Genomic DNA, 13295 nt, shown 5'->3' with positions numbered 1-13295 from the left:
ACATAGTCAGTTCCCAAAAGGAACTGACCAGTCTGAAGGCGGGGGCCACGGTGTGCTGCAGGGGTTCAAGGACATACCGAGGGTCGTGTGGCTGCTGGCTGCGGGGGTCTTCGTCAATGCCGTCGTCAGCTGCACCTTCGTCTTCGTCTTCGTCTACCTGACCGGTCCGCGCGGCCTCGGCACCGCCCAGGCGGGGCTGATCGTCGGCGTCGGCGGCCTGGGCCTCGTGGCGGGGAACTTCACCGGCGGCTGGTACGGGGACCGCTTCGGCCACCGGAGCGTGCTGCTCACCGCCTCCGCGCTCGGCGGGGCCGTTCTCATCGCCCTGCCGGCGCTGCCCACCGGCCCGCTCACCCTCGCCCTGCCCGTCGCCCAGTACGCCGCAGGGGTGATCCGCGCGGCCCACTCCGCGCTGGTCGCCGTCACCGTGCCGGAGGGATCCCGCCGGCAGGCCTTCGCCGTCACCCGCTGCCTGTCCAACGGCGGGTTCACCATCGGCACGCCGCTCGCCGCCCTGGTCGCGACCGGGCTCTCCTATGACTGGCTCTTCGTCGCGGACGGCCTCGGCACCCTCTTCTTCGCCCTCTGGACCGCCCGTGCCGTTCCGGCCCGAGGCGCCGCCCGTCCTCCCGCGGCCCCGGACGGGGGTCTGGGCCGCGGGGGGCTGTGGAAGGAACTGCGCGCGCGGCCCGCCGTACTCGTCCTGCTCGGCGCGATCGTCGTCGTCGACGTCGTCTACCGGCAGCACTACACGACCTTCCCCGTCTTCCTCGCCGACCACGGCCTGGACACCCGTGCGTACGGACTCCTCATCGCCATCAACGGCGGCGTCATCCTGCTCCTGGAGATCCCCGCCGCCGTCGCCCTGCGCAAGCGCTCCCCGTTGCACATCATCGGCGCCGGACTGGTGCTGGTGGGCGGTGGCTACGCCATGCTGGCGCTCGGCGTGGGCGTGGCCCCGGCCGTCGCCATGATGCTGCTCCTCACCCTCGGCGAGATCCTGTACAAGACCACCGCCACCGCCTACGTCGCCGACGAGTCACCCGAGCACGCGGTGGGCCGCTTCCAGAGCCTGTACGCGGGAGTCTCCGTCAGCGGCGTGGTCCTCGCCGCCCCGCTCGGCGGCGCCCTGTACGCGGCGGCGCCCGACCTGCTGTGGCCGCTCTGCTCGGTGCTCGGCGCCGGCGCCGGCGCGACCGTGCTGTTCGTGGGCGCTCGGTTGGCACGACGACCCGCGCGACCGGCACATGAGACCGGTTCGCCCGCGGCGGCCGTCGCCGGTTAGGTTTCGGACATGACTGCTACGCGTACCACCGGCGCCGTCGCCGCCGGACTTGCCACCATCACCGCCGACGGCACCGTCCTCGACACCTGGTTCCCGGCGCCCGAGCTGGTCGCCGAGCCCGGCCCGGCCGGCACCGAGCGCCTCACCGCCGAACAGGCCGTGGAACTGCTGGGCGCCGCCGCGGCCAAGGCCCTGCGCGCGGACGCGGTCCGCGGGGTCGAGGTCGTAGCCGTCCGCACGGTCATCTCCTCGCTGGAGGACAAGCCGCTGGACGCGCACGACGCGTACCTGCGTCTGCACCTGCTCAGCCACCGCCTGGTCAAGCCGCACGGCCAGAACCTGGACGGCGTCTTCGGCCTGCTGGCCAACGTCGCCTGGACCTCGCTCGGCCCGGTCGCGGTCGACCAGGTGGAGACCGTACGCCTCAACGCGCGTGCGGAGGGCCTGTACCTGCAGGTCACCTCGATCGACAAGTTCCCGCGGATGACGGACTACGTCGCCCCCAAGGGCGTCCGCATCGCCGACGCGGACCGCGTCCGCCTCGGTGCGCACCTCGCCGAGGGCACCACGGTCATGCACGAGGGCTTCGTCAACTTCAACGCCGGCACGCTGGGCACCTCCATGGTCGAGGGCCGCATCTCGGCGGGCGTCGTGGTCGGCGACGGCTCCGACATCGGCGGCGGCGCGTCCACCATGGGCACCCTCTCGGGCGGCGGCAAGCAGATCATCTCGATCGGCGAGCGCACCCTGATCGGCGCCGAGGCGGGCGTCGGCATCGCGCTGGGTGACGAGTGCGTCGTCGAGGCCGGCCTCTACGTGACCGCGGGCACCCGCGTCACCCTCCCGGACGGCCAGATCGTCAAGGCCCTGGAACTCTCGGGCGCCAACAACATCCTCTTCCGCCGCAACTCGGTCACCGGCGCCGTCGAGGCCCGCCCGTACAAGGCGGCCTGGGGCGGCCTGAACGAGATCCTCCACAGCCACAACTGACCCACCACCGGGCCCGCGCCGCCTGCGGGGGCCGGCTGTCGCAGCGCCCCTCGTCCCCCAGCCGGGGGCGGGGGCGTTCTGCTTTCGGACCGGGTCAGCGCAGGGGGATGGTGCGGATCAGGCCCGCGAAGGCCTGCTGTTCGGCCTCGGTCAGTTCCACCGACTCCATCGGGTGCGCGGCCGAGCCGCGCTGGGCCGGGATGACCCCGAGGCCGTCGAAGGCGCTTGGCTGCGGGTGGTGGAAGCGGCTGTCCCACATCATGTGGCCGAGACCGACGACCCAGACGACAGCGGCGACGAGCAGGACGGCGAGGCCGATTTCCTGGGCGAGGGAGATGGAGGGGAACACGCGGTCCTCCAGGGAGTGCGAGCGGTCCGGGGCGGTGCAAGATCGAGCGTGGGGACACTCAACACCAGAACGGGCCGAATGGGTAGCGATGTGGCGAGCCTCACGCCAGGGCCGAAAGTCCCCCTCGTTCCCGCCATCCGCCGCGGCGCGCTCAGGTCGTCAGCGCGTCAGCGCGAGCTTGAAGCCCTCGTGGCTCCGGGCGAAGCCCAGCCGCTCGTAGAAGCGGTGCGCGTCGGTCCGCCGCTTGTTGCTGGTCAGCTGGACCAGGCCGCAGCCCCGCTCGCGGGCCCGCGCCACAGCCAGTTCCATCAGCTTCGCCCCCAGGCCGCCGCCCCGCCGGTCCGCGCGGATCCGTACCGCCTCCACCAGCGCCCGCTCCCGGCCGCCCTGGCCGAGGCCCGGGATGTAGGTCAGCTGGAGGCAGCCGAGGACCTCGTCCCCGTCCGTGAGGACGAGCAACTCGTTGCGGGGGTCCGCCTCGATGTCGGCGAAAGCCCGCTCCTGGGCTTCGCCGAGGGCGGTCGGCTCCCGGCCCTCCTCGGCCAGCAGGGCGAGGACGGCGGGCAGGTCCTCGCGCGTGGCGGTACGGAAGATCATGCCCAGGAGTGTGGCAGGAGGCCCGGTCGGGACGGCGACCGGGCCTCCTGCGGTACAGGGGACTACGGACGGAAGCGCAGCACCTGCGGGTCGTGGTCGCTGTTCTGGGCCGCGAACTCGGCGTTGACGTGCACGCTGTCGTACGTGAACGACTTGATCGCCGGGCTGGTCAGGATCTGGTCCAGCACCTGGGCGTTGCCCTGGTAGACGTACGAGTACCGCTCCGCCTTCGGCAGCGACTTGATCGCCGGGTACAGCGCCCCGCCGTCCGCCAGCGCGTTCGCCGTCGCCGAGAACTCGAAGTCGTTGATGTCGCCGAGGGCGATCACGTTCGCGTTCTTCTCGGTCGCCAGGATGTCCTTGACGAAGCCGTTCACGGCCTGCGCCTGGAGCAGTCGCTTGGCCTCCGAAGAGCGCACCGGCGGCTGGTGGTGCGAGACCAGGCCCTCGTCGCCGCCCTTGGAGCCGAAGTGGTTGGCGATCACGAAGACCGTCTTGCCGCGGAAGACGAACTCCCCGGCCAGCGGCTTGCGGCTGTCCGCCCACGCCGGGTTCGCCGGGTCGATGCGGCCGGGGGAGTGGGTCAGGGCGGCCTTGCCGTTCTCCTTCACCACGCCGGTCGCGGTCACCGCGTCACCCGGGGCGCGCTCGGTGAAGGAGACCCGCGCCGGGTTGAAGAGGAACACCTGGCGGATGTTGCCGCCGGGCTCGCCGCCGTCCTTCTTGTCCTCGGGGTTGACGGTCCGCCACTGGTACGCCGGGCCGCCCGCGGCCGCGATGGCCGCGGTGAACTTCGTCAGCGTCTGCTCGGCCGAGACCGTGCCGTCGTTCTTGGCGCCGTTGTCGTCCTGGATCTCCTCCAGGGCCACGATGTCGGGGGAGGCGAGGTTCTCGACGACCGCCTTGGCGAGGTTGTCGAACTTCTCCTGCGGGTCGGTCGGGTCGAGGTTCTCGACGTTGTACGTGGCCACCGCGAGCTCGTTCGCCGCCTGCGGCTTGGTCTTCTCCGGGGCGAGGGTGCCCGCCTTGACGGTGCCGAGGGTGCGGGCCACCAGCGTGTAGCCGCCGAACTGGTTGAAGTCCAGCGGGCCTTCGGTGGTGCCGGTCAGCTTGTCGCCGACGTTGGCCACCGGGAAGGGCTGCTGCGCGAGGGGCGCGAGCTGCTGGATCTGGAGGCGGCCGGTGTTCTGGGACTCGTAGGAACCGTAGATCGTGCCCCCGCGCTTGGCCTGGTTCTCCCAGCCCTTCACGGTGACCCACAGCTCCGCGTACGGGTCGGTGGCGCCGACCACGCGCGAGGTGCCGATCTGGACGTTCATGCCCTCGAGGGACTCGTAGTAGTCCAGGGCGTAGCGCGCGGGGTCCAGGGTCAGGCCGTTGATGCTGCCCGCGGCGGCCGGGTCGCCGGCCGGGGCGTACTCGGCGGGGACCGAGTACTCGTTGACGGCGGTGGCCGCGGGCAGGGCGTTGCCCGAGGAGACGACGGTCACGGCCGGCTTGGAGATCTGGGTGACCGACTGGTTGCCGGAGGAGACGCCGCCGGGTATGTACTCGCCGACCAGGCCGGAGACCTTGACCGCGTCGCCCACGGCGACGGTCGGGACGGAGCTGGTGAAGACGAACACGCCCTCGCTGGTGGCGGCGTTGTCGTCCGCGTCCGGGTCCTGGATCCAGAAACCGCGCGAGCCGTACGTGCGCACGCCCGTCACGATGCCCTCGACGTCGATGACCTGCTTGCCGTTGAGCGGGGATATCCGGGTGGCGCCCTGAATGTCGTGGATGCGTATCGGATCGGCCGACGCGGCGCCCTCGGCGGCGTCGGCGGAACCGGCGAGCAGGCCGGTGGCCAGTGCGGTGGCGACGAGGGCCGCGACGGCGGCGGAGCGGGGATGCGAGGAGCGCATGGGCAGGAACTCCGGTGTGAGTTGAGGAAAGCAGAGATCTACGCGCGTCAATTTCCTTCTTGGTCAGCAAAGTTGTCAAGCCCTACAGGGGATACGAAAGCTGTCTGTGGGATGAACCAAAAGGGATGCCCCGCCGGGCGCGCCCGAAATGCGTCTACGCTGGAGCGCCGCAAGAAGGTCACGACCGCCTGCCGCCCGGCCGCACGGCTGCCAGGCCGCCCCGCCGCAGGGCTGTCCGACCGAACCATCGCCCCACCGCGCCCGCGAGGAGAACCGCCCCATGTCCGCAGAGTCGCACCCCACGCTGCCGCCGGTCCGGCTGCTCTCCGACGCGGAGCTGGCCCGAGACGCGCTCGCCGCCCCGCTGTTCGCCCGCGCGGTACGCCTGGCCCGCTGGGCCGGACCCGACACCCGCGTGGACGTCGGCGGCGAACTCGTCGCCGCCCAGCTGCCCGACGCCGTCGCGGTGCTCGGCCTCGACGCCGCCGACGAGGACTCCCCGGTGTACGCGAGCCAGGCCTGGCGGGTCGCCGTGGACACCGGCCTGGTCGACGTGACCGAGCCCGACGAGGACGAGGCGGCGGACGAGGCAGCGGACGCGGCGGCGCAGGAGGCGCCGGGCGCGGCGGCGGACGAGGGCGCGGCCGACGGGGACCGGGGCGAGGCCGAGGAGGCGCGGGACTTCGGCACCGCGGCGCCGGGCGAGGACCTCGCGCTGGTCACGGGCGGCGCCCCCGGCGACGTGCTCGACCTGTGGCTCGCGGCCCTGGACACCGTCCTCGCGGACGCGGCGGTGCCGGCCCTGGACGACCTCGTGGACGCGCTCGACGCGGGCGGTGAGATCGACTTCGACCAGCTCGACTGGAACCCGCGCCGCGAGGCGGACTTCCTCGACGGGGTCCTCGCCAACCTCTACCTGCTCACCGTCGCCGAGGGCGGGGCGGCCGACAGCCCGGTTCCGCTGCCCGTGCTGGCCGCCTCGATGGTGGTGCCCGACGACATGGGCGAGCCGACCGACGCCGTCCTGGAGCAGGTCTCGGACGCGATGATGCGCCTCGACGACCAGTTCCGGCAGTTGGAGCCGATCGGTCTCGTCGAGTTCCGCCCGGTCGACGAGGACCTGCTCGCGGAGGCGGGCGAGGAAGAGCCGGCCGCCGCGGGACCGGAGGGCGCCGAGGGCGACGACGAGGACGAGGACGATGTCGCCCGGTACGGGATGGTGCGCCTGACCCCGCTCGGCCTTTACGGGATCCGCGCCCGCATGCTGGAGGCCGGGGTCGAGGCGCCGGCCATCGGCGAACTGGCCGACAAGGGCGCCGACGCACTGCTCGACGCGATCTCCCACTACCCCGAGGGCGCGGCCCAGGCGGAGATCGAGCAGTGGCTGGCCGACCGCGCGCTGCCCGCGGCGGCCGCCGAGCTGCTCGCCGCCGCCAAGGGGGACGACGAGAGCGCCCCGCTGCGCCGGCTGCGCTGCCAGCAGGCCCTCGCCCCGGCCGGGGCGCAGGCCGAGCCGGCACTCCGCGCGGTGCTGGACGACCCGCAGCTGGGCGGTCTCGCCCGGGTCTGGCTGGCGGAGCGCGGGGCGGCCGACGTACCGGCGCCGGACGGGGCGATGGTGTTCTGGCTGACGGTCGACACGATCGCGGCGCAGCTCGGTGCGGACGGGGAGACGGAGGAACTGCCGGCCCTGGTGGAGACGCTGACCGCCCATCACGCGGGGTTCTTCGACGAGGTGTGGCGGGTGGAGCACCCGGCGACGGCGGACGTCTTGGAGGCGATGGGACGGCTGCACCCGGACAAGAAGATGGCGAAGGAGGCCCGCAAGGCCGCGTTCAAGGCGCGTTCCCGGCAGCCGTGAGGCGACGCGGGAGGCGACGCGGGAGGCGCGGGTGAGGCATGCCTGAGGCACGCCTGAGGCGTCGGTAATGAGACGTTCCTGAAGGGGAGTTGGCCATACCGAACCGGGCGAAGGGGTCGCTTCGTTTTCGTGGGTAGTTCAGCGGGCGTTCAGGTGCGGGCGGGAGCGTGTGCGCCGACGACTGCACCGCAGGCGCACCACCTCCCCACCCCCAGGAGACCCGATGCCGCTCAGCCGTAGAGACTTCACCGCCCGCACCGTCATCGCAGGTGCCGGCGTCGCGCTCACCGGGACGGTCGGCGCACTCGCCACCGCCCCGGGGGCGCTGGCGGCCGACGACAGCACCCACCAGGACGAGCGCGGCCGCCCGAACGGCCCCGGCTACGGCCCGCTGGTCCCCGACCCGGCGGGCCTCCTCGCGCTCCCCGCCGGGTTTTCGTACCGCGTCGTCACGCACAGCGGTGTCACCACGCTCGAATCGGGCGAGTCCACCCCGTCCAACCACGACGGCACGGCCGCCTTCGAGGGCCACCGCGGGGTCACCCTCCTCGTCAACAACCACGAGCTGAAGGGCCCGCGCTCCGACTGGGCGCACCCCGTACCGCTCACCGAGGGCCTCGTCTACGACCCGGGCGCGTCCGGCGGCTGCACGGTGGTCGAGGTCCGGTGCGGCGGCGAGGTCGCCGAATGGGTGGGCATCGCCGGTACGTCGACCAACTGCGCGGGCGGGGCCACTCCCTGGAACACCTGGCTGACCTGCGAGGAGAACGAGGACCTGGCGGGCAAGAACGGCATGACCAAGGACCACGGGTACGTCTTCGAGGTGGACCCGCACGACCGCCGCGCCAACCGCGACCCGAAGCCGGTCAAGGCCTTCGGCCGGTTCGCGCACGAGGCCGTGGTCATCGACCCCAAGCAGGGCCACGCCTACCTGACCGAGGACGCCTCCGGCCCCAACGGGCTGCTCTACCGGTGGACACCGCCGCGCGGGTTCCACCACGGGCGCGGCAAGCTGCGTACCCTCGCGGACGACGCCGGGGTGCTCGCGGCCGCCAAGTGCTTCGACAGCTCGGGCGTGTTCGTCGACGACCTCTCGCGGGCGACGAAGATCGGCACCGTGTACGGGGTCGACTGGGCGCCGGTCGCGGACCGTGACGCGCGGACGGTCCCGGTGCGCAAGCAGTTCGGGGCCGGCGCCGTGACGCGGGCGCGCAAGCTGGAGGGGATGTGGTGGGCCGACGGCGGTACCTACTTCGTCTCCTCGTACGCCCGTACGGAGAGCCCCGGCGCCCCGCACGACGGGCAGGTGTGGTTCTACGACCCCAAGCGGCGCACGATCCGGCTGACGGTGCTGTTCGGAGTGAACGCGGACCCGGCGGCCGACGGCGGATACGACGGCCCGGACAACATCACGGTCTCCCCGTACGGCGGCCTGGTCATCGCCGAGGACGGCTCGGGCCTGCAGCACCTCTTCGGCGCGACCGAGTCGGGGCGTACGTACCCGCTGGCGCGCAACGAGCTGAACATGGGGACCGCCGAGGAGCCGGAGTACTCGGAGTTCACGGGGGTCTGCTTCTCGCCGGACGGGCGCACGCTGTTCGCCAACATCCAGGACCCGGGCATCATGCTCGCCATCACGGGCCCGTGGCGGCGTACGCGCTGACGCCCGGCACCCGGCACGACTGAGCCGCCGGGCGGTGGGCCCGGCGGCTCGGAGCCCGTGGCTCATGGAGTCGGCGGCCCGGCCATTCGGAGGCCGGGCCGCTTCAGAGCTTCATCGGTTGGGATATGCCTCGGCGCGGCTGGCCGCGGCCCACTCCTCCAGCAGGAATTCATACGCGTCGGAGGGCCACTCGCCATCCACCCGAGTCTCTACGAGGTGCCGGATCGCGTCGTTCGCCTCGGCGGCGGACGGGCGCGCGGGACCCGCGGGCTGGAGTGTCTGGTGCATGGGATCCAGGCTACGGGTGGGCACTGACAGCCACCGCCCGATTAAGGGTGGAATCGATCACCCGGAGCAGTGATCGGTGGCTCCATGTGCCCGCCCACCTGCTCAGAGTGCCTGGGAAGCGGGCTTGACCATGCCGCGCACTGTGCGGGACTTCACAAACTCGCCCATGGCCGTCATCTCCCATTCGCCGGAGAACTGCTTGATCAGCTTGGCCATCATCACGCCGGTCTGGGGCTCCGCGCCGGTGAGGTCGAAGCGCACCAGCTCCTCGCCGCTCGCCGCGTCGATCAGGCGGCAGTAGGCCTTGGCCACCTCGGTGAACTTCTGGCCGGAGAAGGAGTTGACCGTGAAGACAAGCCCCGTCGCGTCGGCGGGGAGCCGGCCGAGGTCGACCACGATGACCTCGTCGTCGCCCGAGCCCTCGCCGGTGAGGTTGTCGCCGGAGTGCTTGACGGCCCCGCCCAGGATGGACAGCTTGCCGAAGTAGCAGCTGTCGATGTGGTTGCGCTGCGGGCCGTACGCGATGACCGAGGCGTCGAGGTCGATGTCGCGGCCGCCGAACGCGGGCTCCCAGCCCAGGCCCATCTTGACCTGGGAGAGCAGCGGGCGGCCGCCCTTGACCAGGGACACGGTCTGGTTCTTCTGGAGGGTGACGCGGCCCTTGTCCAGGTTGACCTTGCCGCTTCCGGGCGCGGCGGCGGGGGCCGACGGGGCGGCGGGCGCCGCGGGCGCGGCCGGTGCGGCCGCCGGGGAGCTCGGCCAGGAGGCGGCGGTCGGGGCCGAAGGGGTGGGCGTCTGGCCGCCGAGCCAGGGGGAGACCGGATGGGCGGGCGCCGTCGGAGGGGCGGGGGGCGCCGGGGGCGCGACCGGCGCCGGGGCCGCCGCCGCGGGGGCGGGCTCCTCGTCCACCGAGACCCCGAAGTCGGTCGCGATGCCGGCCAGGCCGTTCGCATACCCCTGGCCGACCGCGCGGACCTTCCAGGCGCCGCCGCGCTGGTAGATCTCGACGACCACGAGGGCCGTCTCGGAGCCGAGCTGCGGCGGGGTGAAGGTCGCGATCACCGAGCCGGCCGCGTCCCGTACGGTCGCGGTCGGCTCGATGCCCTGGAAGGTCTGCCCGGCGGCATCGGGGCTGGCCGTGACCACGATCCGCTCGATGCCCGGCGGCAGCGCGCCGGTGTCCACGGTGATCGAGTCCGGTGCCGCACCGCCGCCGGACCGGTAGGTGACACCGGGGCCGGAGGGCTGGTTGTAGAAGATGAAGTCGGCGTCGGAGCGCACCTTGCCGTCCGCCGTGAGAAGGAGCCCGGACACGTCGAGCCGCACCGGAGCAGCCACGTCCACCGTCACGCTGACGGAAGGGAGCGGCAGATTGGAACCAGGGGTCATAGCGGTCATGCATCCAGAACGACCGACGCAGCTTTACCGTTCCCTTACCCTCGCGCGAGATTTCGTACGGGGCGAACGCGGCGGAGGCAGGCCTCAGCGCCGGTTGCGGGGGTGGTTCTTGGCCATGCGCTCGTTCCCGAACTTGTACGCGCCGGTCCAGCGCGCCATGACGAGCTGCGCGTCCCCGGACTCCACCTCGGCCAGGAACTTCTCGGCCCGGCCGCCCCGCAGGGTGCCCGCGGCCCGCCCCTGGTGCGTGATGACGACGCTGTGATCGCCCAGTTGTTCGTACGAGAATCCGTGCGGCTTCGGCATGGGCGGCAGCCTGCCCCGCCCGGGGCGGGGCAGGCAACGGGATCAGGGGGTGACCCGGCGCGGCAGCCCCAGCGGATTGGCCTCGCGCAGCTCCGGCGGGAGCAGCGCGTCGGGCACCGACTGGTAGGCCACCGGGCGCAGCCAGCGCTCGATCGCGGTCCCGCCGACCGAGGTGGAGTGGGAGGTCGCCGCCGGGTAGGGGCCGCCATGGTGCTGGGCCGGGGCCACGGCCACCCCGGTGGGCCAGCCGTTCACCACGACCCGCCCGGCCAGCGTCGTGACCTGCGCGATCAGCTCCGCGGCGGGACCGGCGCCGCCCTCGGTCTCGGCCGCCGACAGGTGCAGCGTGGCACTCAGGTTCCCGGAGAGCAGGCCCAGTACCGCGGCCGCCTCGCCTTGGTCGGCGTACCGGACGACCACGGTGACCGGGCCGAAGCACTCCTCCAGCAGGACCTCGTGGCCGCTGCCGCCGCTGCCGCCGGCGCCGGCGCCGGCGTCGGCGTCGGCGCCGACGGTGCCTTCCACGAGGGCGCGCGCCGGCACGGTCAGGTAGCCCGCCCCCACGGAGTGCTCGCCGCCCGAGCCCGGGGTGACGGGCGCGGTGACCGCGGCCAGCGCGGCCCGCTCGCGGACGCCCGCGATGAAGTTCTCCCGCATCCGGTGGTCCAGCAGCACGCCCGGCTCGGTCTCCCCGAGCGCCTTGGTCAGCGCCCCGGTGACCCGGTCGCCGTCCGCCCCCTCGGGCACCAGCACCAGGCCCGGCTTGACGCAGAACTGGCCGACGCCGAGGGTGACCGAGCCCGCCAGCCCGGCGCCGATCTCCTCGGCGCGCTCGGCGGCGGCCGCGGCGGTGACCACGACGGGGTTGAGGGAGCCGAGCTCCCCGTGGAAGGGGATCGGCACGGGCCGGGCGGCCGCCGCGTCGAAGAGGGCCCGCCCGCCCCGGATGGACCCGGTGAACCCGGCCGCCGTGACCAGCGGATGGCGGATCAGCTCCAGGCCCGCGTCGAACCCGTGGACCACGGCCACCACCTCGGGCGGCAGCCCGGCGGCGACGGCCGCCCGGCGCAGCAGCGAGGCGCACAGCTCGGAGGTGGCCGGGTGGTCCGGGTGCGCCTTGACCACCACGGGGCAGCCGGCCGCCAGGGCGCTCGCGGTGTCGCCGCCGGGCACGGAGAAGGCGAGCGGGAAGTTGGAGGCGGCGTAGACCGCGACCACGCCCAGCGGCACCTTGTAGCGGCGCAGTTCAGGGCGCGGCGGAGTCAGGGCGGGGTCGGCGCGGTCGATGCGGATGTCGAGGTACGCACCCTCGTCGACCGCATCCGCGAAGGCCCGCAGCTGTCCGGTGGTGCGGGCGAGTTCGCCCGTGAGGCGGCCCGGGCCGAGCGCGGTCTCGGCGTCCGCGGCCTCCACGACATGGGCGGCCGACTCGTCGAGGAGGTCGGCGGCGGCGCGCAGGAAGGCGGCGCGGACGACGGCGTCGGCGAGCGCACCGCGGGCGGCGTGGGCCGCGCGTACGGCCTCGTCCACCTCCCGGGATGTGGCTTCGACCGCAACCTGCTCGCGCTGCTTCCCGGTGCGGGGGTCCACACTCCAGACTGGTGTTGCTGTCATGGCGCACTGCCTCCTGGATCTACGCTGACCCGCGCGATGTCGTTCAGTATTCTGAACGCCGTTCCGATGGATGAATGATCACATCCATCGTGGACTCTATTTCCGCGTCTTCCGGGTTGACAAGGGACAAGAGGGGCACGAAGGCGAATGACCACAACCGAGTCGGAGGCCTCGTCGGGCCCAGGCGCGTCGGCGGCAGTGAAGTCGGCGGTGCGCACGGTCCTGTTGCTGGAGCACTTCGCGGCCCGGCCGGGGCTGCACAGCCTGGCCGACATCCAACACGACCTGTCCCTGCCCAAGTCCAGCCTCTACATGCTGCTGCGCACCCTGGTGAACCTGGGGTGGGTGGAGACGGACGCGACCGGGACGAGGTACGGCATCGGCGTACGGGCGCTGCTCGTCGGCAGCTCGTACATCGACGGGGACGAGGTGGTCGCGGCCGCCAGGCCCACCCTGGACCGGCTGTCCGACGACACCACGGAGACCATCCACCTGGCCCGGATGGACGGGACGAGCGTGGTCTACCTGGCCACGCGCCAGTCGCAGCACTACCTGCGGCCCTTCACCCGGGTCGGGCGCCGGCTGCCCGTGCACACGACGGCGCTGGGCAAGGCGCTGCTGGCCACGCACACGGACGAAGAGGTACGGGGACTGCTGCCCCGGCGGCTGGAGGCGGTCACCGAACACACCGTCACCGACCGGGAGCGGCTCATCGAGGAGCTGGCCCTGGTGCGGGAGCAGGGCTACGCCGTGGACCGCGAGGAGAACACCCTGGGGCTGCGCTGCTTCGGGGTGGCGCTGCCCTACCGCACGCCGGCGCGGGACGCGGTGAGCTGCTCGGTGCCGGTGGCGCGGCTGACGCCGGTGCACGAACGGGCCATCAAGGACGCGCTGTTCGAGGCGCGGGACCGGCTGTCGGTGGTGACTCGGCGGATGTGACCCGGGGGACGTGCCGGGGAGGGCGGCGGGGAGGGTGGTCGGGGGAGGCGGTGGTTTCTCCCCCGGGTGGGGGAGGCGGTTCCCCTTCACGGGGGAGGTGG

At 72.9% G+C, this 13295-nt stretch carries 12 protein-coding genes; 5 read left to right on the top strand and 7 right to left on the bottom strand.

The window, feature by feature from the left end; all coding sequences use genetic code 11:
- The first annotated feature begins 55 nt into the window (after window positions 1-55).
- Both ACFWBF_RS10370 and dapD read left to right on the top strand, forming a co-directional pair.
- Complete coding sequence (locus ACFWBF_RS10370; protein ID WP_385598271.1) at window positions 56-1285, top strand: MFS transporter; 1230 nt, start codon at window positions 56-58, stop codon at window positions 1283-1285.
- Between the two features lie 9 nt (window positions 1286-1294).
- A complete protein-coding gene (dapD, locus tag ACFWBF_RS10365) occupies window positions 1295-2275 on the top strand; it encodes a 2,3,4,5-tetrahydropyridine-2,6-dicarboxylate N-succinyltransferase (protein ID WP_385598201.1) in 981 nt (326 codons plus the stop codon).
- Window positions 2276-2369: 94 nt separating this feature from the next.
- On the opposite strand, the gene ACFWBF_RS10360 is transcribed toward dapD, so the two are convergent.
- The 3 genes from ACFWBF_RS10360 to ACFWBF_RS10350 all read right to left on the bottom strand — a co-directional run bounded on the left by ACFWBF_RS10360 (window position 2370) and on the right by ACFWBF_RS10350 (window position 5125).
- On the bottom strand, window positions 2370-2624 hold the full coding sequence (locus ACFWBF_RS10360) for a hypothetical protein (protein WP_385598199.1): 255 nt from the start codon (window positions 2622-2624) through the stop codon (window positions 2370-2372).
- A 159-nt stretch (window positions 2625-2783) separates the two neighbouring features.
- Window positions 2784-3221 (bottom strand): GNAT family N-acetyltransferase, encoded by a 438-nt coding sequence (locus tag ACFWBF_RS10355; RefSeq protein ID WP_385598196.1) that lies wholly within the window; start codon window positions 3219-3221, stop codon window positions 2784-2786.
- 62 nt (window positions 3222-3283) lie between these two features.
- Entirely contained in the window at window positions 3284-5125 is a 1842-nt protein-coding gene (locus tag ACFWBF_RS10350) for an endonuclease/exonuclease/phosphatase family protein (RefSeq protein ID WP_385598193.1), read from the bottom strand.
- A gap of 280 nt (window positions 5126-5405) precedes the next feature.
- On the opposite strand from ACFWBF_RS10350, the gene ACFWBF_RS10345 reads away from it, so the two are divergent.
- Both ACFWBF_RS10345 and ACFWBF_RS10340 read left to right on the top strand, forming a co-directional pair.
- Entirely contained in the window at window positions 5406-6986 is a 1581-nt protein-coding gene (locus tag ACFWBF_RS10345; protein ID WP_385598190.1) for a hypothetical protein, read from the top strand.
- A 223-nt stretch (window positions 6987-7209) separates the two neighbouring features.
- Window positions 7210-8649: an alkaline phosphatase PhoX gene (locus ACFWBF_RS10340; protein ID WP_385598187.1), complete on the top strand. Its 1440-nt coding sequence runs from the start codon at window positions 7210-7212 to the stop codon at window positions 8647-8649.
- Between the two features lie 111 nt (window positions 8650-8760).
- Here the strand turns inward: ACFWBF_RS10340 and ACFWBF_RS10335 are convergent, their stop codons facing one another.
- From ACFWBF_RS10335 to ACFWBF_RS10320, 4 genes are all read right to left on the bottom strand, one after another.
- Window positions 8761-8937 (bottom strand): hypothetical protein, encoded by a 177-nt coding sequence (locus ACFWBF_RS10335; protein ID WP_385598184.1) that lies wholly within the window; start codon window positions 8935-8937, stop codon window positions 8761-8763.
- A 102-nt stretch (window positions 8938-9039) separates the two neighbouring features.
- The gene (locus ACFWBF_RS10330; RefSeq protein ID WP_385598181.1) at window positions 9040-10326 is read right to left on the bottom strand and encodes a TerD family protein; all 1287 of its coding nucleotides are present in this window, start codon (window positions 10324-10326) and stop codon (window positions 9040-9042) included.
- 93 nt (window positions 10327-10419) lie between these two features.
- On the bottom strand, window positions 10420-10641 hold the full coding sequence (locus ACFWBF_RS10325) for a hypothetical protein (RefSeq protein WP_385598178.1): 222 nt from the start codon (window positions 10639-10641) through the stop codon (window positions 10420-10422).
- Window positions 10642-10683: 42 nt separating this feature from the next.
- A complete protein-coding gene (locus ACFWBF_RS10320) occupies window positions 10684-12255 on the bottom strand; it encodes an aldehyde dehydrogenase (NADP(+)) (protein ID WP_385598175.1) in 1572 nt (523 codons plus the stop codon).
- A 147-nt stretch (window positions 12256-12402) separates the two neighbouring features.
- Here ACFWBF_RS10320 and ACFWBF_RS10315 point away from each other — a divergent pair, with 147 nt between their 5' ends.
- Entirely contained in the window at window positions 12403-13194 is a 792-nt protein-coding gene (locus ACFWBF_RS10315) for an IclR family transcriptional regulator (RefSeq protein ID WP_385598172.1), read from the top strand.
- The last annotated feature ends 101 nt before the right edge of the window (window positions 13195-13295 follow it).

This window comes from Streptomyces sp. NPDC060028, assembly GCF_042736725.1.
In the GTDB taxonomy this organism is placed as follows: domain Bacteria; phylum Actinomycetota; class Actinomycetes; order Streptomycetales; family Streptomycetaceae; genus Streptomyces.
The sequence above is the reverse complement of the archived record's forward strand: the minus strand, read 5'-3'. Positions and strand labels throughout refer to the sequence as shown.